At 43.6% G+C, this 22,158-nt stretch carries 18 protein-coding genes, 2 riboswitches and 1 other annotated feature; of the genes, 3 read left to right on the forward strand and 15 right to left on the reverse strand.

Translation table 11 applies throughout. From position 1 onward, the window contains the following. Positions 1–409: 409 nt before the first annotated feature. The 12 genes from A3KS_RS0113725 to A3KS_RS0113785 all read right to left on the reverse strand — a co-directional run bounded on the left by A3KS_RS0113725 (position 410) and on the right by A3KS_RS0113785 (position 15,993). Entirely contained in the window at positions 410–979 is a 570-nt protein-coding gene (locus A3KS_RS0113725) for an ECF transporter S component (RefSeq protein ID WP_026395389.1), read from the reverse strand. Between the two features lie 82 nt (positions 980–1,061). Next, positions 1,062–1,190: riboswitch (FMN riboswitch) on the reverse strand. Positions 1,191–1,247: 57 nt separating this feature from the next. Then, positions 1,248–2,177 (reverse strand): magnesium transporter CorA family protein, encoded by a 930-nt coding sequence (locus A3KS_RS0113730; protein ID WP_026395390.1) that lies wholly within the window; start codon positions 2,175–2,177, stop codon positions 1,248–1,250. 237 nt (positions 2,178–2,414) lie between these two features. Next, positions 2,415–2,578, reverse strand: a riboswitch (M-box (ykoK) riboswitch). A gap of 116 nt (positions 2,579–2,694) precedes the next feature. Beyond that, positions 2,695–4,089 (reverse strand): hypothetical protein, encoded by a 1,395-nt coding sequence (locus A3KS_RS0113740; protein ID WP_026395391.1) that lies wholly within the window; start codon positions 4,087–4,089, stop codon positions 2,695–2,697. Between the two features lie 54 nt (positions 4,090–4,143). Continuing rightward, entirely contained in the window at positions 4,144–5,700 is a 1,557-nt protein-coding gene (locus A3KS_RS0113745) for a hypothetical protein (RefSeq protein WP_026395392.1), read from the reverse strand. A 197-nt stretch (positions 5,701–5,897) separates the two neighbouring features. Continuing rightward, positions 5,898–7,334 (reverse strand): MBG domain-containing protein, encoded by a 1,437-nt coding sequence (locus A3KS_RS0113750; protein ID WP_026395393.1) that lies wholly within the window; start codon positions 7,332–7,334, stop codon positions 5,898–5,900. A gap of 193 nt (positions 7,335–7,527) precedes the next feature. Beyond that, on the reverse strand, positions 7,528–9,435 hold the full coding sequence (locus A3KS_RS0113755) for a PTS fructose transporter subunit IIABC (RefSeq protein ID WP_026395394.1): 1,908 nt from the start codon (positions 9,433–9,435) through the stop codon (positions 7,528–7,530). Positions 9,436–9,448: 13 nt separating this feature from the next. After that, positions 9,449–10,366 (reverse strand): 1-phosphofructokinase, encoded by a 918-nt coding sequence (gene pfkB / locus A3KS_RS0113760; protein WP_026395395.1) that lies wholly within the window; start codon positions 10,364–10,366, stop codon positions 9,449–9,451. Positions 10,367–10,532: 166 nt separating this feature from the next. Next, positions 10,533–12,641: a sensor histidine kinase gene (locus A3KS_RS21375; protein WP_051355892.1), complete on the reverse strand. Its 2,109-nt coding sequence runs from the start codon at positions 12,639–12,641 to the stop codon at positions 10,533–10,535. Then, positions 12,610–13,302, reverse strand: a complete 693-nt coding sequence (locus tag A3KS_RS0113770; protein ID WP_026395396.1) for a response regulator transcription factor — start codon at positions 13,300–13,302, stop codon at positions 12,610–12,612. The genes A3KS_RS21375 and A3KS_RS0113770 overlap by 32 nt, the downstream gene beginning before the upstream one ends. 168 nt (positions 13,303–13,470) lie before the next feature. Beyond that, a complete protein-coding gene (locus A3KS_RS0113775; protein ID WP_026395397.1) occupies positions 13,471–14,118 on the reverse strand; it encodes a TetR/AcrR family transcriptional regulator in 648 nt (215 codons plus the stop codon). Between the two features lie 127 nt (positions 14,119–14,245). After that, entirely contained in the window at positions 14,246–14,683 is a 438-nt protein-coding gene (locus A3KS_RS0113780; protein WP_026395398.1) for an amino acid-binding protein, read from the reverse strand. 11 nt (positions 14,684–14,694) lie between these two features. Beyond that, entirely contained in the window at positions 14,695–15,993 is a 1,299-nt protein-coding gene (locus A3KS_RS0113785) for a phenylacetate--CoA ligase family protein (RefSeq protein ID WP_026395399.1), read from the reverse strand. Positions 15,994–16,046: 53 nt separating this feature from the next. Further along, positions 16,047–16,321: a binding site (T-box leader), on the reverse strand. A gap of 198 nt (positions 16,322–16,519) precedes the next feature. On the opposite strand from A3KS_RS0113785, the gene A3KS_RS21380 reads away from it, so the two are divergent. Then, the gene (locus tag A3KS_RS21380) at positions 16,520–17,356 is read left to right on the forward strand and encodes an ATP-binding cassette domain-containing protein (protein ID WP_051355893.1); all 837 of its coding nucleotides are present in this window, start codon (positions 16,520–16,522) and stop codon (positions 17,354–17,356) included. Continuing rightward, complete coding sequence (locus A3KS_RS0113795; RefSeq protein ID WP_026395400.1) at positions 17,353–18,072, forward strand: hypothetical protein; 720 nt, start codon at positions 17,353–17,355, stop codon at positions 18,070–18,072. Before A3KS_RS21380 ends, A3KS_RS0113795 begins: the two co-directional genes overlap by 4 nt. A gap of 113 nt (positions 18,073–18,185) precedes the next feature. Here A3KS_RS0113795 and cobT read toward each other — a convergent pair whose 3' ends face one another. The 3 genes from cobT to A3KS_RS0113810 all read right to left on the reverse strand — a co-directional run bounded on the left by cobT (position 18,186) and on the right by A3KS_RS0113810 (position 21,616). After that, a complete protein-coding gene (cobT, locus tag A3KS_RS0113800; protein WP_026395401.1) occupies positions 18,186–19,238 on the reverse strand; it encodes a nicotinate-nucleotide--dimethylbenzimidazole phosphoribosyltransferase in 1,053 nt (350 codons plus the stop codon). Positions 19,239–19,307: 69 nt separating this feature from the next. Further along, entirely contained in the window at positions 19,308–20,948 is a 1,641-nt protein-coding gene (locus A3KS_RS0113805; protein ID WP_084505012.1) for a sensor histidine kinase, read from the reverse strand. Then, complete coding sequence (locus tag A3KS_RS0113810; RefSeq protein WP_026395403.1) at positions 20,945–21,616, reverse strand: response regulator transcription factor; 672 nt, start codon at positions 21,614–21,616, stop codon at positions 20,945–20,947. The genes A3KS_RS0113805 and A3KS_RS0113810 overlap by 4 nt, the downstream gene beginning before the upstream one ends. Before the next feature lie 222 nt (positions 21,617–21,838). On the opposite strand from A3KS_RS0113810, the gene A3KS_RS0113815 reads away from it, so the two are divergent. Next, on the forward strand, positions 21,839–22,147 hold the full coding sequence (locus tag A3KS_RS0113815) for a hypothetical protein (RefSeq protein ID WP_026395404.1): 309 nt from the start codon (positions 21,839–21,841) through the stop codon (positions 22,145–22,147). Positions 22,148–22,158: the final 11 nt, after the last annotated feature.

A 22,158-nucleotide genomic window follows, 5' to 3' on the forward strand; every position in this document is an offset into this window, starting at 1 on the left:
TCTGTTTCTATTTTAGCCGCATTCACCCTCGCGGATGTTTCGGCTGTTTTACAGGTTTTATGGTACTATTCTCTTTTCTATGACCGCCGCTTCTTACTTAAGAAGCTTTTCTATTATATCGTTGTTTCTTCATGTTGTCAAGCTGTTTTTTGAAATTCTTTTAAGTTCATTTCAATGTTTCAGCTGTGTCCGCTGCCTCACTCGAGACAACTTCATTAGTATACGCTCTTTCACCCCTCCTGTCAACGCTTTTTTGAAAGTTTTTTCAAAGTTTTTTGATTTCTTTCGCATAGCACTGAATATATGCCTCATTCACCGTTATTCGGACATTTCATCCGACAATTCGTTCTTTTAAAAAAGAACCTGGAATCAAATGATTCCAGGTTCTCTATATTAATGAAAATATTAACTATTTGCTTTCTGCAATCTTTGTTTCTTGTATTTCCAAACCCAGCACCTTGCTGACGGATTTGTAAACAACAAAGGTAATGACTGAATTTATTCCTGCTTTAATCAGATTAAAGGGAACAATAATCGGAAGGATCATCGGCAGAACCGCTTCAACCGGAATTCCTAAAAAGAATGGTGTGATTGCAATGTTCCATAACGCCATGGTGATTGTCATTGTTACTGCACCAAGTGCCAAACCAATGACCGCACCTTTTCTGGTTCTGTTTCTTTTGTAAACATTCCCGGCAACAAGCACAAAAGATCCGGTAGCGAAGAAATGCATTAAGATACCAATAATCCCACTGGCCGAGCTAACGGTTACGCCCTGTAACACACAAACAACAGCTGTCAGGATTAAGCCGCCTAATGGGCCAAACATAAACGCACCAATGAAAATGGGAATATCCGCTGGGTCATACTCTAAAAATGGAGCAGCCGGGAATATTGGAAAATGGATTAAATAAACCAATAGTATGGACATTGCTGCCAACACCGCCATTTGGGTCAGTTGTTTTGTCTTGATTTTCATAAAAATCCTCCTTCAATTGTCTGTCCAGTAAACTAAAAAGCCCTTGAAAATTTCTTTTCAAGGGCTTTGCGTGCAAAATTGTACGCCATTTCTTTCATCCGGACTATACCGTCGGTTCTGGATTCCAACCAGATCGGCCTTTCGGCTCGTGGACTTATCACTTTCGCGCATCACCACCGGTGAGGACTTACACCTCGCCCTGAAACAGACTATTCATTTATTATATACCCGGTTGAATTTCTTTGTCAATGATAATTTTTAGTCATCTCTAACTAAACATTTTTTTCTTAAATAGCACAAAGGCAGCCACGCCGGTACAGGCAACCGAAATCAATACCACACTCCAAAAATTAGGAATCGGTAACCCTTCGACGTTCATTCCGAAAAAACTGGCAATCATCGTTGGTATCGCCATTAAGATGGTTAAGGATGTCAGGATCTTCATCACAATATTTAAGTTGTTTGAGATAATCGATGCGAATGCGTCCATGGTTCCGCTGAGAATGTTGGCATAAATATTAGACATCTCAATGGCCTGTTGGACTTCAATCAGCACATCTTCCAATAATTCCTTATCCTCTTCATAGAGTTTGATAATACGGCCACGCTCCAGCTTTTCCAAAACGCCCTGGTTAGCTTTCAGGGATGTCGAGAAAAACACCAGACTCTTTTCCAGGTCAAGCAACTGGATCAGTTCCTTGTTTTTCATGGATATATGAAGTTGCCGTTCAATATCGGTACTCATCCGGTTAATATGACGCAGATAAATTAAAAATCGACTGGCCACCCGGTATAAGATTTGAAATATAAAACGGGTTTTTAAATTTGTATAGACATTTTTAACGCGTCCTTTTGCAAAATCGTCGATGAGGGTATTGCCCCTTAAACAGACGGTAATAATATTCTCTTCGGTTTGAATGATCCCAACTGGTATGGTTGTATAAAGTACCATCTTGGTATCTTTTTCAATCACTGGAACGTCGATGGTGATAAGCGCCTGGTTATTGTCTTCCAGTTCCACCCGGGAAATTTCTTCTTCATCCAGTGCGGCTCTCAGGAAATCCGGCTCCACCTCTAATTCTCTGGTGATAAACTGCAATTCTTCTTCCGTTGGATTAACCATGTTGATCCAGCTGTTTTTTTCAATGGTTTCAATTTCTTGAATCTTGCCATCAACGGTTTTATAGATTTTGATCATTGCTTTCCTCCTTTATTAAGAGCAGCCGATGATCTGTAAGATAATTTGGCCGCTCAGTTTTTGTTCATTTTGTTCAATACGCTTCTCTCCAGGGTCTGCGTCCATCCTATCTCACTCCTTTTTTTGAATTTGTACTAAAGAAAACCATTTTGCAGATTTGCCCATGGTTCTTCCCTTTAATATAGAAAATAAAAAATCTCCACTTTAACAGAGGAGATTTTCGCACAGCAAAAATAATGATTCCTCCATTCGTTGAGTTTTGGCACTATACAGCATAGGGCAATGCCCAACTGCATTAAGTAAAACCTTAATTCGATAGTACCTGTTGACCCATTGGCATCTTTCGATGTTTCCGGGCAGCAGCCATATCTGTATAGGAGCCTCACCTAACAAAAGAAACATTTAATTTCTTATCATTCTAATTAACTATATCTTTTTATCTCCCGGTTGTCAATGCTTTTTAGGTTAACCGCAGATAAATGAACCCATCAATTTTTGCCATAAAACAAGACTTTTCTTACTCTCCTGATTCCTCGTTTTTTGGTTCTTCCGTTTCCTCATTATCTAACTCTTCCCCATCGTTACTTTCCAATTCTTCAATCACTTTGCTTTCCAGCGCCGCTTTCTCCCGGCGTTTTTTTCGGTAAATGACAACACCGAGGATTCCACTGACAACAATAATTGCTCCAAAAATTGCTGCCACCCCGGCGATTACCCAGGGATTGGTTACCGGAGGCTTAACAATATTAACCCGTACTGTAGCCACTGCACTTTTATAGGTATTATTGCCTTTGTACTTAACAAGCACCTCCTGCTCGCCAACTTCCCGGTCATATTCCAACTCAATATCATCTCTGTCATATTCGATTTTGTTATTATCCTCATCGACGAGATCAAGTTCCAGATCGTCATAAATAGCATCATCCAGATTCTCATCATTGTCATCATACTCCACTTCACCAGGATAATCGTTAATAATCAGTGAGCAATCGTCTTTTTCGTAAATGGTTACTGTTTGGGTGGCCATGCTGTAATTAAATTTTTCATTCCCTTTATACTTAACAGTAACCGGTTGATCTCCCGCTACCCGATTATAGCTTAATTCGATGTCGGTTGTTGTAAAATTCACGGGATTATTCTTGCTGTCGACCACTTTAATCTCCAGCGCCGCATAAACGGCGGCATCCAACTTCCCCGGATCTGATTGATATTCTACTAAACCGGGGGATTTTGCCAGACTAACACTGGTATTTTCCTTGGTCGGGGCCGGTGGATCAACATTTCCTTTGATCTCAACAAAGGCTGTCCCCAAGCTTGGCAGAAACTGATTATTGCCCTTGTACTTTACGGTTACATCCTGCTTACCTGGGGCACGATTGTAGCTTAATTCAATATCGGCCGCGGTAAAGCCCACCGGGTTATTGCCAGCATCAACCACTACAACCCCCAGGGACTGGTATACTGACAGATCCAGTTGGGCCGAATCCCCGGTGTAGGTGACTGCCGGAGGATTGGCACTTAAGACCACCCGGGTTTCTGTTCTCGGCACCTCTGTTATGGTAATCCCTCCCGACGCTGAACTGCTTAGATACTGATCATTCCCTTTATAGGTTACATCCACTCTTTGCGTGCCAACCTGGCGGCTATAATTGAGATTAATCTCATCTTGAGAAAAATCAATCTTATTTGAGTTTCCATCAAGAACAACAATACTTAGTGCCTGAAATACGGCCTGATCCATCGCCGACTGGGATGGGTTAATGATCACCGCCGGCGGAGAACTGGCCATAGATATGGCGGTTTCCATTTTTTCCCCAACCGCAGCCCAAATAGCGCCGGGCAACATAAGCAAAGTCAGAGATATCATTAAAATGATTTTCAATAAAGATTTGTCAGACTTTCCATCCTTCATTTTCCTTCTCCTTATACCATTGCTGGATATTCCGTCAGTACCGCTTGACCGCTATTAATTACTCTGCGAATGTTTTTTACGATAAATCACCACTCCAATAATTCCCAAAACAATGACAATGGCACCAATAATTCCAGCCACTCCGGCAATCAGCCAGGGATTATTGGGATTCGGTTGGACAATGTTTACCCGCACTGTCGCCACCGCACTTTTAAAATAATTGTTGCCTTTGTATTTGACAATAACCTCCTGCTCGCCCACTGCTCTTGTATAATCAAGCTCGATATCGTCCCGATTGAATTGAATTTTATTGTTGTTTTCATCCACTACTGTAACGCATAGATCCTGATAAACCGCCTCATCAAGATTTGTCGTGTTATCATCATAGTCGACACTCGGCGGATTTTGCGAAATAATCAGCGAACTGTCACCCTTATTGGTAATGGTCACTGTTTGGGTAGCGGTGCTGCCGTTAAATTGATCAGTTCCCTTATATTTCACCGTCACCGGCTGATCGCCCGGTTCCCGGTTGTAGCTTAGTTCGATATCGGTGGTTGTAAAATTGATGGCCTTATTCTTGCTGTCAACTACCTGAATGCCCAATACCTGATAAACGGCGGCATCCAGCTTTCCTGAATCGGTGGTGTAGGCTGCTTCAATAGGTGGCTTGGCCAGATTCACGGATGTATTTTCTTTAGTTGGCGCCGGTGGATCAACTTTCCCGGTGATTTCGACATTTCCGGTGGCCGTACTTGGCGAAAACTGGTCATTTCCCTTATATTTTACGGTGACATCCTGTTTCCCCGGGGCACGATTATAGCTCAAGTCAATATCAGCTGCAGTAAAACTGATTTTGTTGTTGCCCGCATCGACGACGACAATGCTCAATGCCTGATAAACGGCCAGATCAAGTTTTGCTGAATCACTGGTATAGGCCACAGCCGGAGGTTTAGCCGCAATTGATACCTTGGTATCCTGCTTGCCGGTTATTTGAACCGTGGCATTTACCTGGCTTGGGTTATACTGGGAATTCCCCTTATAAGCGACAACAACATTTTGCGTTCCCACGGCATGATTATAGGTCAGGACCATGTCGCTTGGTGCAAAATTGACCTTATTGGAATCACCATCTACCACTTGAATAACCAGATCATCATAAACTGCTTTATCCAGTGTTGCCGTATCGGCAGAATATCCCACCGATGGGGGATTGGCTTTCAGCACCAGTCGGGTATCTTTTTTGGGAACATCATTAATGATAATCGTTCCGGTCGCGGTACTGACTTCATACTGATCATTTCCCTTAAAAGTGACCGTTATTTTTTGTGTCCCCACCTGGCGGTTATAGTCGAGGGTAATGTCGTCTGAAGTAAAGTCAATTTTATTGTAGTCGCTATCCACAACTACGATGTTCAACGCTTTATACACTGCCTTATCCAGCTCGGCGGCCGACGCATTAAAGGTTACCGACGATGGCGCGCTGGCAATCGATATTGTCGTTGCCATTTTTCCATCGACTTCCGCCCAAATGCTCATCGGCAGCATCAGCAAAATTAATGCCGCCATCAATCCTGTTTGCCACAATCGTCCACTTAATTTTTCATTCTTCATTCTCGTTTCCTTTCCAACTGGTCATAATTCGTTTGTACTGATTATTATCTTATTTACCGACTATTTTAACATATAATCACTGAAAAAGTTTCTTTTTTTATGTTAGATTCACTCCTACATCTATTTTATTTAATCCCAGGCACTAAAAAAGACCTGCCCCTAAAAACAGATCTTCTTTCTTTAAATTTTATTTTGAACTAATCCATTTTTGTTAACCGATTCTTACCAAAGAAGATCGCTCCGGCAATCAGCAACAGTAGCAGTAGCGCAATTCCCATATAGGGTACCGGTGACTCTGCTTCTTTTTCTGTTGCGCCATTTCCGCCATTGCTGTAATCATTCCCGCCATAGACAGCGACAGCATCTTCTTTCTTAACAATTTCAAATTTATCGGTTCCGTCAGCCAGGATAATACGGTAATTAGCATTATTTAAGCTCCCTAAAAAAATGTCGTAGCTGCCCACCGCTTCACCGGCTTCGCGTTCTAAGGAGCCAAACATTACATCATCAGCATACAGCCCCTTATTAAAGCCATCGCCAGAATCATCCTGCCAGACCGTGTAGGTTAATGCCGGGTCTGCTTCGCCCTGAACTTTCGAAACATAAGCCGGGATAACCGTTACCGCAGCCGGGGTAATATCATATTTTTTCTTTGAAACGATTGTTTGATTATTAATTGTATAATTGTCGGCGTTTGTCCCGTTGATTCCATATAAATAGAATCCGCCTGTTGCCCATACATAATAACTCCCCACATCTTTTTGCTGGATATTAATTTCTCCGTAATAGGGATAAAAATTCTCAGCGCCAAAAGCGCCTAATTCTTCACCCTGGATCAGATCCGTTTTAATGACCGATAGTTGGTAGTCATGAAGGTTTGGTGTTCCATCATATACCTTATCTTGACCGGCAAGAAGAACTTCCACCGGTTTGGGCAAAATATTCGCGCCCAGTGAGATGTCGATACTCACTAATGGTTTCGTCACTTTATTTTCATCAACAATGATATAGTTTTTTCCTTTTTCTCCTGAAATTGTCATTTCTTTGAGGATAATCAGGTTAGGATTGACCGGTCTTACATCTTTAAATAAAAAATTGGCAGATTTGTAGTTAAATACCACCACATTTATATCTGCATCGATAACACCGGTGTTCCCCAATCCCTTTAAGACATTTTCGGGCACACTGGTATTACCATCATATATTTTAGCAATTGGCTTTTCAGTGAAGAATTCTGTTGTTTTGAGTTCGACGGGCATAATTTTAATTTCTTTTTTATCATCAATGCTCTGATAGGCTTCATCACCCCGATATCCTGCAAACACCATATAGGTTCCTGCCGCCGAAGGCGGAATCGCCGATAATGGGTACGCTTCTCCATTTGCCTGAATCCCTTTATAGGTGATCTCGATCAGGTCAGGATTAAGATCAGGGCCATCAACAGCTGGATTTACGGTCGCCAAAACGTGAGGATTTCCATTATAAACGGGATCGGAAGAGAAGACAATAAGCGGGATTAATGTTCCCTGTTCAGCTTCGTTTTCTGCTAAAACGCCGATTGGAAAGCATGCCACATTCAAAACGATCGTCAAGACTAGGCCTAAAAACAGCCTGATACCTTTGGTCTTTTTCATTGGTTACTTCCTTGTAATATGAATTGTCACTATATTCTGTAGTTTTCTCCAATTATACCGATTTATCCCCTGGTGTACAATCAAACCAGACCATTGTTCGTTTAGAATTTACTTTGTTGTTATTTGTTTACAATCATTACATAAAAAGAACAAATAAAACCCACCTTTACGGCGGGTTTTTGGAGTCGATTATTTAGATAATTTCCAATTCATCACTTTCACTGGTTTTTGGTTTTTTCAATATGCTGAGCATCAGCATGCTGGCCACTGAACCGGCCAACAAGGCAATCACGTAACCAAAAGGACTTCCCACCAGTGGAAATACGAAAATCCCACCGTGAGGAGCCATCAGTGTACAGCCAAAGAACATTGATAATCCACCGGCTAGAGCCGAACCAACGATACAGGAAGGAATCACCCGGAGCGGATCTTCTGAGGCAAAGGGAATTGCCCCTTCAGTAATAAAGGAGAGGCCCATCACGTAATTGGCAATCCCGGCTTCCCGCTCTTTTTTGGTAAAGCGGTTCTTAAAAATAGTGGTGGCCAGGGCAATGCCCAGCGGCGGAACCATTCCCCCTACCATCACTGCCGCCATAATATCATACTGACCGGTGGCCAGTGATGCCAGACCAAAGGTATAGGACGCCTTATTGACTGGCCCGCCCATATCCACCGCCATCATGCCGCCAAGGACAATGCCTAGAATGACCTTGCTGGATGTCCCCATACTATTCAACCCGGCACTTAAGGCCGCATTGAGTGCTGCAACAGGAGGATTAATGATAAATACCATCAAGGCGCCAATCAGCAGAATCCCAAAGAAGGGATAAATCAAGATCGGCTTAATGCCTTCCAGACTGGCCGGCAATTTGGCGAAGACTTTTTTTAGTCCCAGTACCAGATAGCCGGCGGCAAAACCAGCCAACAATGCGCCGAGAAAACCGGCGCCACCAGTGTTGGCCAGCATCCCCCCGACAAAGCCAACGGCCAGCGCCGGCCGATCGCCAATACTCATGGCGATATAACCCGCCAATACCGGCAACATAAAGGCAAAGGCAGTCCCGCCGACTTTCATCAGGAACGCTGCGAATGGGGTATTGCTTCCAAAGTTGGCCGGGTCAATGCTATAGTCGTCGAACAAAAACGCCAGCGCAATCAGAATTCCGCCGCCAATAACGAAGGGCAGCATATGAGAAACACCGTTCATCAGATCTTTATAAATTTTACGGCCGACACTTTCTTTTTCCCCGCCATCGGTTTCTGCAATGGTTTGGTCTCCAGCAGAATACACCGGCACCTTTCCGGCCAGAGCTTCTTCAATGAGTTCCTGCGGTTTATGAATCCCTCGGGCCACATTGGTTTGAATAACGGGTTTCCCATTAAAACGGCCCATTTCCACATTGGTGTCGGCCGCAATAATAATGCCGTCGGCCGCTTTGATTTCAGCTGCTGTCAATCGGTTCTTAACCCCACCGGAACCATTCGTTTCCACCTTGATGGTTATGCCCATTTGTTTAGCCTTACTTTCCAGACTTTCGGCTGCCATGTAGGTATGGGCGATACCCGTGGGGCAGGCAGTAACGGCCAGGAGCTGATAATATCTGGTCGGATCCGGAGTTTCTACCGCTTTCGCGTCTCCAAATTTTTCCTGTTCCTTTTCATCGATGAGTTTCAAAAACGTTTGGGGATCGGTTGAGGCAATAAGCCTGGCCCTGAATGCTTCATCCATCAAAATAGTGGATAGCCGGCTGAGCATTTCCAGATGGAGATTGTTTGCTGCTTCAGGGGCAGCTATTAAAAAGAACAGATAGGCCGGCTCTCCGTCCAATGCTTCAAAGTCAGTACCTTCTCTAATCACCATGGCGGCCAATCCGGCATCCGTAACTACCGGCGATTTACCATGAGGAATGGCCACCCCTTCACCGATACCAGTGGTTCCTTCTTCTTCCCGGGCCATTACCGCTTTTTTGAAGACCTCTTGATCCGCGATTTTTCCACTTTCGGCCATCAACGCCACTAGTTGTTCAATAATCACTTCCTTGGCTGCCGGTTTTCCTGCAAGATCAATGCCCTTTTCGTTTAACAAATCAATAATCCGCATTTTTTCTTCCCCCTTATCTTTCGCTTTCTTCGATTTTTTCCAACAGCTTCAAAACCTCTTCCCTGGTGGCCAATGTTTCCGAAAAGGCCGATGCGCTTCCCGTTGCTACTCCCATCTTAAAAGCCTCCCGATAATTCTGATTTTTAAGATAGCCGGCAATAAATCCCGCTACCATCGAATCTCCTGCGCCGACAGAGTTTATAACCACCCCTACTGGCGGTTTCATTTCATCGATATTTCCGTTTTCATCAACAAGAATGGCACCATCCCCGGCCATCGAAACCAACACATTTCGAGCACCCATTTCCTGCAATCGTTTAGCGTAAATAATAATATCCTCCCGACCATTTAATGTAACCCCAAACATCTCCCCCAACTCATGGTTATTGGGTTTAATCAGAAAGGGTCGGTACTTAACGACTCTGAGTAAAAGTTCCCCAGTGGCATCCACGACGATTTTGACGCTGCGGTTTTCCAGAAATTTCATAATATTTTCGTAGCTGTCTTCGGGCAATGCGGTTGGGATACTACCAGCCAAAACCAGCATATCTCCAGATTCAATGGATTCCAGTTTTTTAAACAGCTGACCAAGTTCTTTCTTGCTGATATCGGGACCCTGCCCATTGATTTCACTTTCTTTAGCAGCTTTTATTTTGATATTAATTCTGGAATTTCCCGATTTAAGTTTAACAAAATCAGTGTAGCATCCAAAATCTTTGACGCGTCGTTGAATTTCCTTTCCAGTAAAACCGCCTACAAAACCCAGGGCGATATTTCTAATCTCCAGATTTTTTAGGACCATCGACACATTGATACCCTTTCCACCCGGGTAGATTTGCTCCCATTCACTACGGTTAACCGCCCCCTCCCGAAAGGAGTCCAGCCCCACAACATAATCCAACGACGGATTAAAGGTTACCGTAAAAATCATATGACATCCACCTCCCAAACCTTCGCGTATTTTGCAACCATCACTTCTTATCTTTGTATTTATGTTTATTTTATCTTTTGGTTACTTATTACCCACTTTTTCTTCATAGATACAAAAAAAGATAGGATCACCTGGATCCTATCTCATAAAACTTTTCATTTCTTGTCTATTCTGCCAAAGGAAGGATGATTGCCGCTTTGAAGAGATCCCCATCAATTTCCAGTTTCAGCTCACCTTGCTGGATCGTCATCAGATCTTTGGCAATGGCCAAGCCCAAACCGCTGCCTTCACTGTTTCTGGTTTCATCACCCCGTTTAAACCGTTCCATCAGTTCATCGGGCGAAATGTTCAGGGGCTGGGCCGAGATATTTTTAAATATCACCATTCCGCTTTTATCTTCCTCACATTTTGAAAATTCAATGTATACCCGGGATTCCTTCTGGGCATATTTCAAAATATTGAAAAGCAGATTCTCAATGACCCGCCAGATCAGACGACCGTCGGCGGTGACGACAAAAAGATCCTTGGGGTATTGGGTGATAAACTCCAGCTGCGAATTTTGCAGTTCTTCTTCCATCTCACCGAGGCCCTGGGTCATCAACATTTCCATGTCGACAGCCTGAAACTCCACTTCAATATTTCCTGATGAAGCTTTGGCAGCTTCAAATAAATCGTCGGTCAGCACTTTCAGGCGGTGAGCCTTATTTTCCAGAATATCTAAATATTTCTGTTTTTCCTCGGAATTCAAATTTCCATTTTTCAACAGATCGATGGAGGTGATAATCGACGTCAGCGGAGTTCTGATATCATGGGATACATTGGTCAGCAGCTCAGTTTTTAACCGCTGGCTTTTTACTTCTTCGGATACTGCCAGTGAAATGCCATCACCAATAGCATTAATACCTTCAGCCAGCTCGCCCAGGGCGCCATCAAAGCCAGTCAGTTTGTAATCAACCTCGCCATTTTTTATACGTTCCAATCCTTCTAAAATCCCATCATACTTCTTCGCTTTTCTGCCACCCCAATAGAGCAGATAAATAATGCAGATGAACGAGCAGATACCGAGAATCGGTACCTGTACCGACAAGGCCAGAACAACCAGCAGCATGGCCCAGAACATAAATCGTTTCACGGTCGATGATCCCTTCATGACATCATTGTAATAACTGGCAATTTTCTTGAACTGGGCTTTAATAAATCTCCATGTCATTCTGATCAGTTTGAGAAACAATAGCCGTTCTCCGAAACTGCCTTCTTTTAAAATTCGTACCACTGACAGTAAAAAGTTCAATCCCAAAGCCGCACCCACGGCAAAAAGCATCAGCATATCGACCCGGGGGAAATTCTGATCATAAAAAAATACAATCGCGGCAACGACCAGGGTTTCCACCATCAGCAACAATAAAAAGTGAGCATCAATCCAGAACGCGTCAATTGGTAAAAGCTGAACGCCTTCGCTTTCTTTTTTTCGCCCGGCCGCTATGCATGCTAGTAGCGCACAAATGGCCGCCAGAATAAAAGACACAATAAAGATACTCATCAGCCACAGAAATTGTAATCGTTCAGCCTGATACATCACTTCCCGTTGGGCGATATAGGCGTCGTCAAATCCAATAATTACCTGAAAATCCGGGTCAACGGAGTAGTCTAATGGTTCGAATTGATCAATATTGGACAGACTGGACGAAATCGCCCCCTTGTTGTAGGTGAAAGTCACCCGTCGATTAAGCAGATCATCCTGGTTGACTTCTTTGGGCTGACTGTTTTTAACACCTTTGCTATCAATAATATAAGATAATCCCTGGGTTTGCTCCAGCTCTTTTTTCAATCGTTCATACTGAAACAGCCCCTCATTGATCAGCTGTTTTTTTTGCGCCTCCAGTTCATCGGCGTATGGTTCCCAGAAACTTGCATTATTGAGCATCTCCTGTTCCGTTGAGAGTCCCATATCCTCTGGATCAACAATGTCCAAACCTACTAGTATATTCAATTTGTACCGCTTAATCGCTTCGGGATCAATAGCATTCCCCGCGCGAATATTTTCTTCACTCTGATAGAAATTATAAACCTGATCGATATTTTCGTAGACAGTCAGTACTTTATTCTCAAGCTCAATACTCTCGAGATAATTATTGGTATTTGCCCTGTAATCCCAATTGAACCAGTAGACTTCAAATAAAGCCCCAAAGCTGATGGTGATCAAGGCCACTGCCAAAAGTGAACAGGCAATTTTAAATTTTTTATCAGTCCATATAGTTTTCAATTTTGTAGCCAATGCCCCACACCACCTTTAAATATTTTGGTTCTTTTGGATTAATTTCGATTTTTTCCCGGATCCGGCGAATATGTACGGCGACTGTGTTGTCCGAATTATAGGCTGGTTCTTCCCAGGCGTTCTCATAAATCTGATCAATGGAAAATACCTTCCCTTTTTCCGACATCAAGAAATGCATGATCTTGTATTCTACCGGCGTCAGTTTCACCTCTTCACCATCCACCGTCAGTCGTTTATAGTCATCTTCCAGAACCAGTCCGCCAGTGCGGTAGGTTCCCACTTTTTCCGGACAGCCACCGAGGGTATTGTAGCGCCGTAATTGCGACTTCACCCGGGCAATGACTTCCATCGGATTAAAGGGTTTGGTAATATAATCATCACCCCCCATGGTCAAACCCATGATTTTGTCGTTATCCTCAGTTTTAGCTGATAAAAAGATAATTGGGATATTTTTTGTCTCTCTAATTTTCATGGTTGCCCGAAGTCCATCCATCTCTGGCATCATCACATCCATAATGATCAATTGAACCTCTTCTTTTTCCACCAGTGCGATGGCTTCTTTTCCAGTATAGGCTTTTAAAATCGTATAGCCTTCGTTTTTTAAATAAAGCTCCAGTGCTTCAACGATTTCTTTTTCATCATCACATATTAAAATACTCATTTCCTAAGCTTCCGCCTTTCCATTTCATCTTGGTTTAACTTTAACACAAACTTCTGTCAAAACAATGCTGAATTTCCTTACGAAATTCTTACAACCAATTATCTACCACGCCCACAATCCAAACCGCAAAAAAGGCAGCATCCACTGGATTGCTGCCCTTAAAAATTTTTAAATTAGAAATTTAATACCGTCCGGCTTGTTTTTATTTGAGAATTCAAAGCCCTGTTGAATCGTGTTTTCGATCATTTCACCATCCAGGTTCATCAGTCTGAATAAATTGCGGATAAAGAAATAAATCATTGCCCGGCTGGTAAACTTGATGTTCTTTTCATAGAAATCGATGAATAGCTCTTTTCGAGCCCCATATTCCGAACGGGCGATGACTTCCAGATCGGCCTCAATGTAGTTTTTGTTGAGAAAATCCAGACAGGAGCGGTTCAGCGTATTGGTGATGTTGGTTCGTCCGTGGGGGTTTACATTTTTAACCAGCACCTCATAATACAAGGTTTTGTTATGCTCATCATTTAATATCGCTTCATAATACAGCACCAGCGAATAACAATACTTGGTATAAAGATTAAGATTCTCAGACACCGACGAGACATAGTCATACAATGCCAAAAAGAAGACATTGTAGATATCAGTGATCATATCGTCTTTCTTTTTATAATAATAAGTAATGGTCCCCAGCTTAACATCAGCACGATCTGCAATGTCCTGAATGCCGGTTTTGTTATAACCATTCTCATAAAATAAAACCTTTGCTGTTGTTATTATATTGCTCTTTGTTTGGGTTCCTTTTCTTGACGTTGCCATGGTTTGCCTTTCCTGTATAAATCATTTTATTAGTTACATTTAATTCATACCTTTGATCTTACGAAAAGTTTTGCCGAATGTCAATAGGAATTTTATGAATATTTTTAATTTACCCTAAGAGGTTAAATTATTTCAGTAATAGTGTTTCTCTATCCAATAGATTTATCTCAACTACCTTTTCTAGGGTGTCAATGGCTTTCTGCTGAACATCATCATCAACCCGAATAATAATGATGGCATTATCGGTTTTTTTCGGCAGAAAAGAATAGGCATAGACAATATTTATTTTCGCCTGGGTCAGCGCATCTACCAAAGTGCTTAATCCACCGGGATCATCGGAAATCTCTGCCGCTAAAACCGGCGTCACCGTGGTAATGATATCATTTTCCTTAAGAACCTCAATCCCTTTTTCGGTTTCCTGCAAAATCAGACGCACGATCCCAAAATCAGTGGCATCGGCAATGTTCAGCGAGCGAATATTGATCTTATTATCGGCCAGAATTTTCAAAACATTATTCAGTCGACCTTCGTGGTTTTCGATGAAAATGGAAACTTGTCGTATCATTTTTTCTTCTCCTAAATCTTTCTTAAATCGACAACCCGTTGGCTTTTTCCTTCACTTCGGGGCAGGCTTTTGGGTTCCACCAGGGCTACCTTGGCATTGACGCCAATGGTTGATTGGATCCGATCTCTGATCCGTTTTTCCAGGTTCTCCAGATTGCTGATCCGATCCGAGAACAAGGCTTCACTGAGTTCAACCTTTATTTCCAGGGTATCCAGTGAGCCGTCTCGTCTGACTACCAATTGATAATGGGGTTCGACTTCGCCGATTTCCAGCAGTACACTTTCAATTTGGGTTGGGAAAACATTAACGCCACGAATAATCAGCATATCGTCGGTTCGTCCCTGAAGCCGGCTGATTCGTAAATGGGTTCGACCACAGGCACAAGGTTCCGCTTTGATAGTGGTAATATCCCGAGTCCGGTAACGCAGAATCGGAATCCCCTCTTTGGTAATGGTGGTAATCACCAATTCGCCCTGTTCACCATATGGCAGCACCTTCAATGTCACTGGATCAATAATTTCAGGAATAAAATGATCTTCCCAGACATGAAGACCATCCTGACATTCACACTCGATGGCAACGCCCGGTCCCATGATTTCCGATAAACCATAAATGTCATAAGCTTTGATTTTCAGTTTTTTCTCGATATCTTTGCGAATATTTTCCGACCAGGGTTCAGCTCCAAAAATACCAGCCCGAATCTTTAAGCTGGCGGGATCAATGCCGGACTCCGCCAACACCTCTGCTAAATAAATAGCATAAGAGGGGGTACATGTCAATACCGTTGAGCCGAAATCCTGCATAATCATGATCTGCTTGGCGGTATTCCCCCCCGAAATGGGGATGATCGAAGCGCCCAGTCGCTCAGCCCCGTAGTGAACTCCCAAGCCGCCGGTAAATAAACCATAACCATAGGCATTTTGGATCACTGAGTGAGGACCAGCACCGGCTGCGACCAGGCACCGGGCCATCAGTTCCGACCACATCGAGATATCATTCCGGGTATATCCCACCACCGTCGGCTTGCCGGTGGTGCCAGATGATGCGTGGATTCGAACGATCTGTTCCAGCGGCACGGTAAAAAGACCATAGGGATAATTATCCCGCAAATCAACCTTGGTGGTAAAGGGCAGATTCTGAAGGTCTTCCAGTGACTTAACATCCTCTGGCAGCAAACCTTTTTCCTGAAATTTATTGCGGTAGAAGGGAACATCGTGATAAATCCGATTGACCATTCGTTTTAATCGTTCCAATTGCAGTTCCTGCAATTTTTCTCTTGGCATGCATTCGTAGCTCTTATTCCAGTACATTTTTTCCTCCAAAATTTTCTTATTGATTCTAAATAAAAAGACCCGTCCTTATTGAAAAGGACGAGTCTGACTCGCGGTACCACCTAATTTGATTATTAACTAATCCACCTTTATAGAACGCAATCCACAAGGATTCTGTTCTTACTTTTGTTAACGGTGAGTGACACCGGACTTGCCTAGTAAACCGGTAAATAAACGAATTTATTCACGCTTGTTCAGCCAATCAGCTCCTGAGGGAACTTCACTCACGTCATCGTCATTGGCTTCCAGCCTTACCAACTCTCTGTCGACTCCAACGAAAATTACTTTCCTCATTCACAGCTTTTAATTATTTCAATTATTATATTACTAACCGCAAAATAATGTCAAGATTTTTTTAGACCAGCCTGCTCAAAGTCTTCGTTTCCACCAATAGTACACCTGCTTGATCACTTATAAATTTGCTGTTTAAAAAAAGATATGATAGGATTAATGTGATCGATTATAATTATTTTAATCTTTTCCAATGATCAATAAGGAGTAAATGATGGACCGTGTTCTTATTTCACTTAACGCCATTTCCAAATATTTTGGCCGAAAATTAATCCTGAAAGATATCAATCTTGAGATCACTCCCCAAAAAGCCATTGCTTTCCTGGGCCCCAACGGCAGCGGTAAAAGCACCCTGCTGAAAATCATCGCTGGTCTGACAACAATTTCTTCCGGCGCTGTCAACTATACGCCGCAGCTTAAAATTGCTTACATCCCCGAGAATTTCCCCAAAATTGATTTGACCCCGGCAGAATTTATTAAAGCCCTGGGTCTGATTGGCGGTTTACCCCCGGAGCAAGTCAGCACTGGCATGACACGCTTGTTTGAGACCTTTCAGATGGACGACATGTGCGATGTTCCGATCAAACATCTGTCCAAAGGTACCATTCAAAAGGTGGCGGTGATCCAGGCCTTGCTCGATACTCCTGATGTCTTGCTGCTGGACGAACCATTATCCGGCCAGGACAGCCAATCCCAACAATTGTTTATCCAGATGGTTCAGGAACTGCAGCAACAAGGGATGGCGACGGTGATGTCCTGTCACGAGCGTTTTCTCGTCAAACAACTGGCTAACACCGCTTACGAAATATCAGACCATCAGTTAAAACCCGTGGATTTATCCGGTATCAAGGCAATCGAGTATGATGTGATGATTTTTGAAGCGCCAGCTAAACCAACTCTTAATTCCGAACTGAGCAGTTTGATCGAAAAAGCAACCTGGGATCATAATCGTTTAAAACTGATCGTTTCCAGAGAACACAGCGATGAGGTTTTAATAACGCTGTTAAAAGATAAATTCAAGCTGCGGACCATGGAAGGAATGGATCAATGAAAAATCTGTTAATTTATCACTTTAAATCCTATCTTAAATCTTATAAATTATTGCTGCCTTTTTTAATCTACCTGATCTATTTATTTGCCGCTTACGGGATCATGCCTTTTTCGATTGTTTCGAGCTTTTCTGAATCGGCTGGGGTGCTTTTCTTTATCATGGCCTTTGTCGGATTCAGCTACGCTGAACTGGAAAATCCGGTTACCGAACAGCTGATTTTGCTGCGGATCAATAATGCCACTCTTTATTACCTGAGCCGCCTGACCGTACTGCTGATCATCGGTGTTGTTATGGGTGCCATTGGCATTCTCTACCCCCTGATTGACAATGTTGTCAATCATTATCACTTATTCACCCGCAGCTTACAGTTCGAAGATGTCATGATCGGGTTTTTCCTGCATTGTTTAATGGCCTTTTTAGGCGCCATGACCGGTTCGTTTTTTCATCCCCGCCTTATCAAAAACCGCAAAATGGCGGTATTGCTGCTGTTCTTTGTCGCTGTCATGGCGATATCAAAGGGCGCTTTGGCCGACCATTTCTCCTCAAGCCGCTTTGTTTCATGGATTTTCCCACCAGTTTTTGAAATCCTTGCCGCATTTACTGGGCAGGATTTTTTCAGCATCCCGGCTATGCGATTACCGGTTGCCTTTGGGATTGCCTATGGTTTGGTTATCATGATTAGCCAAATGCAACTGTTAAAACGTTCAAAATTCTAAATCCTTTTTATCTTGAATCTTGATGTTATCTGAGTCAATCCTGAAAAAAGCCCTTCAAAAGATTTCATTTTTGAAGGGCTTTAATGTTATTGGTTCAATTCTTAATTCAATTTTTAGACAACACCCAGGCCAACATCACCGTAGGTTGCCATTTCGCGATTCATGTACAGGGCTGCTTCGACAATATTAAAAGCAATGGCGGCGCCGCTGCCTTCACCCAAGCGCATGCCCATATTCAGGAATGGTTTGGCGCCAATAAATTCCGAAGCATAGGCGGCCCCCTTTTCAGCTGATGCGTGGGAACAGATCAGGTAACCTTTTACCTCTGGGTTGATTCCGATCGCAATGGCGGCGGCGGCGGTGGAAATAAAACCGTCTATTAAAACCGGAATATGATTGGCCGCTCCGGCCAGCATCGCTCCGGCCATGGCGCCGATTTCAAATCCGCCGACCTTGCCCAAAACATCGACGGCATCGTCTTTATCAGGCTGATTCAGAGCAATGGCGTCCCGGATCACCTGGGCTTTGACCACTTGCTTATCTTCTGACAGATTGGCCCCAGCACCAGTCAGTTCTGCTGCATCAACCCCGCTAAGAGCCGAAATGATGGCCGCACTGGCGGTGGTGTTGGAGATTCCTACTTCTCCAGTACCTAAAATATTGTAACCGTTATTAATCGCCCGTTGGGCCACATCGATACCGACTTCCAGCGCTTGCACCGCTTCTGCCCGGGTCATTGCCGGACCTTTCCGCATATTCGCTGTGGCTTTTCTGATTTTTTTATCTAAAATTTTTGATTTGGGTTCCAAGTCAGCATTCATACCCACGTCACAAACAAAAATATCTGCTCCGGCTTGTTTACTTAAAGCCGCAACCCCGCTTTTTCCAGTCACGACCATCTGCGCCATCAAAGCAGTAACTTCCTGGGGTGCCGCGGCAACGCCTTCTTCAAACACACCATGGTCGGCAGCAAAAACCAGCATCGCTTTTTTGCTGACATCCGGGTACATTTGGCCGGTAATGCCGGCTAACTGGACGGCGATCTCTTCCAGGGTTCCCAGACTACCCACTGGTTTGAGCAGAAAATCAACCCGCTCCCTGGCAGTTTTCATCATTTCTTCATTGAGTGGTTGGATTTTTGCTAATGTTTCATTAAATAAACTCATTCTTATCTCCTGTCAATTCGACTGTTTTTTCTCATTATAACATATCTGGGGAGTTTGAAAATTCAAATTTTAAAGTTTTTCTAGTGGTAACCGCACTTCAAACCAGACCCCATTTTCCCGGTTATCCACAGCCACCTTGCCGCCATGGCAGATTATGATGCCTTTGACGATTGCCAGCCCCAATCCCGTGCCTTTTTTATCCGACTGAGCCTTGTAGAAGTATTCCCAGATCTGATTGATCTCATTTTCCGGGATCGACTTACCCACATTATAAACAGAAACGATCCACTCTTTTTCCCGTATTTCACAGCCCACCTCAATCATTCCGTCAGTTGGACTGACATGTTTAATGGCATTATTTAAGAGATTATAAAAAACCTGTTCCATCCGCTTCCGATCCATCGTCACTTTTCTGTCCGGATCACAGCGATTATTAAAGCTGATATTTTTTTCCGGATAGGTATTCACAAACCGCTCAACCACTGAAGCGATGACCTCAACCCCGGAAACGCTTTCCGTTTTGAGCTGATAGGCGCCGGATTCAATTTGGGCCAGATCGAGCAGATCACTGGCGATGCCGCTAATTTTATCGGCTTCCTTCTGGATCGTCACAAAGTATTCCAATTCTTCCTCGCGATTTTCAAGGATCCCGTCTTCCAGGGCTTCAGCGTAGCTTTTGATTACTGCCAAGGGAGTTTGAATTTCATGGGACACCTGGGCAGTGAAACGCTGCCGCATTTTTTCAAAGGTCCGTTCCTTATCCAATTCTTCCTGCAGTTTTAGAATCGCCCCTTCCAGTTCATCAGAAATATGATTCAGGGTTTCCCCCAACTGGCCGATCTCATCCTTTCTAAAGCCCTGATATTTTTGGGTGAAATTCAAATTCCCCATTTCCCGGGAAAGACGATTTAACGAAACAATCGGCCTGGAAATACCCCGGGAAAAAAAGTAGGCAAAAAGCAGCGAACAGGCAAAAACAATGATTAAGAATACCAATAAAAAATTTTCCACAATTTCAACGACTTCGTGAACTGAATAAAGCGGAATTCGACCAATGATCTGGGCGCCATCCGCAGCAACGATCTTATGGGTCAACCACTCGACCTGATGATCATCATTACCGAGGACAATTACAAAGCTTTCATCCTGCTGATGTTCTCTGACCTGATTCTCGATACTATTCTGTTGGCCGGTACCGGAACCTGAGCCGTGTTCGGTTCCGCTACCAGTGCCACTGCCGGATCCTGACCCGTTACCGGTGCCGCTACCAGCACCAGCACCCGCTTCATTGCCCGTGCCGCTGTGTTCACCGCCTGCTGCCAGCCGTTTTTTTTCAACGATGGTCGATCCCGAACCATCGGTTTGATCCGCTTCTTCTACTCCTTTACTTGCGGCCACTGTTTCGATGCTGCCATTTTTGGTCGAAACTTTTTCTAAAGAAATCGCTGCGGTCCCGGTTTGTTGCTGAATAATCTGAATGACAATCCCTTCTTCTTCGGCGACATCGATATACGCCTGCAGTTCCGGGGTTAATCCGCTCTGATTATACATCGTCGCGGCCTGATTCGTTTTATCAATTAAAACCGCTGTTCTTTTCTCAGTATAATACACTTCAAAATAAGAACCAAGGACATAATAGGTCAGTAAACACAACACCAGAAAAAAGGCCCCCAGATAGAGCATTAAGCGCGAAAATATCGAAGATCTCATTCTTTAAACTTATATCCCAACCCTCTGACGGTTTGGATACATTCTCCTTTATCGTTCATTTTTTTACGCAGCCGCTTGATGGTGGTGTCAACCACCCGGATATCTCCTTCATAATCATAGCCCCAGATCCGGTCGAGAATCTGTTCCCGCGACAAGACCAGCTTATGATGATTGATAAAATAAATCAGCACCTCAAATTCCTTCTGAGTCAGGTTAATCGTTTCATCATCGATGGTTATTTCCCGTTCTTCGGCATTTAAATGGATCCCACATACATCGAGCTGGTTATCGGTGGTGGCGACCCCGCTTCGTTTTAATAAGGCTTTGATGCGAACCATCAACTCCCGGGGACTGAAGGGTTTGGTTACATAATCGTCCGCCCCGACTTCAAAGCCCTGAATTTTATCATCTTCTTCCCGGCGGGCCGTCAACATAATCACCGGCACATTGTCAGTTTGCCTGATTTCTGCCAGTACCTCAAAACCATCCATCTTCGGCATGGTGACATCAAGGATGATACAGTCCGGCTTTTTTTCCGCCCATAAGTCCAGGGCCGCTTCCCCATCAGCCGCACCGAAGCCTTGATAACCTTCTTTGTATAAATATTTCAAGACGATTTCCCGCAATTTATCTTCATCTTCCGCCACCAGAATACGAATACCCTTCATTGACATGCGCCTCCTTTTTCTTCTTATCTATAAGAGCTTATCACATTACTATGACAAGATTGTGTCAGTATTAACCGTTCAGCCCAGGCTAATTTCACTTTCATTTTATCACATGATTTTCATCACTGTCTTTTATTTTTAATTTTTGACACAATAATGACATATAACCGTCATATAATACAGATATCAACAAAACCCAATAAAAAAACGGAGGAATTTTCTATGAAAACAAAATTAATTTTAGTAACATCATTAGCTTTAATGCTGGCAACCGCCGGCAGCGCCATGGCTGCTTCAACCAATGGCGTCGGCAATGGCACTGGAGCCTGTAACGGCCTGACTGAACAACAACGGATCGAACGCCAGGCCAGCCACGATACCAATGGCGACGGCATCTGTGACACCCCTGGTGCTGGTGGAGCTGGTGCCGGTGCATTTGTTGATGCCGATGGCGACGGTGTCTGCGATGTTGGTGGCGGAACCAAACCTCAGGATGGCTCCGGCATGCGTCATGGCGGCAGAACCCACTAATCAGCATCCTT

The sequence above is a fragment of the Acetobacterium malicum subsp. dehalogenans DSM 11527 genome, from assembly GCF_000472665.1.
GTDB lineage: Bacteria > Bacillota > Clostridia > Eubacteriales > Eubacteriaceae > Acetobacterium > Acetobacterium malicum.

What these genes read in the sequence shown, in the direction of transcription:
- A3KS_RS0113755 (WP_026395394.1), bottom strand. Translation starts at nt 9,435, where the DNA reads ATGCGGATTATTGATTTGTTAAACGAAAAGGGCATTGATCTTGCAGGA.
- A3KS_RS0113770 (WP_026395396.1), bottom strand. Translation starts at nt 13,302, where the DNA reads ATGAGTATTTTAATATGTGATGATGAAAAAGAAATCGTTGAAGCACTG.
- A3KS_RS0113795 (WP_026395400.1), top strand. Translation starts at nt 17,353, where the DNA reads ATGAAAAATCTGTTAATTTATCACTTTAAATCCTATCTTAAATCTTAT.
- A3KS_RS0113745 (WP_026395392.1), bottom strand. Translation starts at nt 5,700, where the DNA reads ATGAAGAATGAAAAATTAAGTGGACGATTGTGGCAAACAGGATTGATG.
- A3KS_RS0113740 (WP_026395391.1), bottom strand. Translation starts at nt 4,089, where the DNA reads ATGAAGGATGGAAAGTCTGACAAATCTTTATTGAAAATCATTTTAATG.
- A3KS_RS0113750 (WP_026395393.1), bottom strand. Translation starts at nt 7,334, where the DNA reads ATGAAAAAGACCAAAGGTATCAGGCTGTTTTTAGGCCTAGTCTTGACG.
- pfkB (WP_026395395.1), bottom strand. Translation starts at nt 10,366, where the DNA reads ATGATTTTTACGGTAACCTTTAATCCGTCGTTGGATTATGTTGTGGGG.
- A3KS_RS0113775 (WP_026395397.1), bottom strand. Translation starts at nt 14,118, where the DNA reads ATGGCAACGTCAAGAAAAGGAACCCAAACAAAGAGCAATATAATAACA.
- A3KS_RS0113810 (WP_026395403.1), bottom strand. Translation starts at nt 21,616, where the DNA reads ATGAAGGGTATTCGTATTCTGGTGGCGGAAGATGAAGATAAATTGCGG.
- A3KS_RS0113730 (WP_026395390.1), bottom strand. Translation starts at nt 2,177, where the DNA reads ATGATCAAAATCTATAAAACCGTTGATGGCAAGATTCAAGAAATTGAA.
- A3KS_RS0113805 (WP_084505012.1), bottom strand. Translation starts at nt 20,948, where the DNA reads ATGAGATCTTCGATATTTTCGCGCTTAATGCTCTATCTGGGGGCCTTT.
- A3KS_RS0113780 (WP_026395398.1), bottom strand. Translation starts at nt 14,683, where the DNA reads ATGATACGACAAGTTTCCATTTTCATCGAAAACCACGAAGGTCGACTG.
- A3KS_RS0113785 (WP_026395399.1), bottom strand. Translation starts at nt 15,993, where the DNA reads ATGTACTGGAATAAGAGCTACGAATGCATGCCAAGAGAAAAATTGCAG.
- A3KS_RS0113725 (WP_026395389.1), bottom strand. Translation starts at nt 979, where the DNA reads ATGAAAATCAAGACAAAACAACTGACCCAAATGGCGGTGTTGGCAGCA.
- cobT (WP_026395401.1), bottom strand. Translation starts at nt 19,238, where the DNA reads ATGAGTTTATTTAATGAAACATTAGCAAAAATCCAACCACTCAATGAA.
- A3KS_RS0113815 (WP_026395404.1), top strand. Translation starts at nt 21,839, where the DNA reads ATGAAAACAAAATTAATTTTAGTAACATCATTAGCTTTAATGCTGGCA.
- A3KS_RS21380 (WP_051355893.1), top strand. Translation starts at nt 16,520, where the DNA reads ATGGACCGTGTTCTTATTTCACTTAACGCCATTTCCAAATATTTTGGC.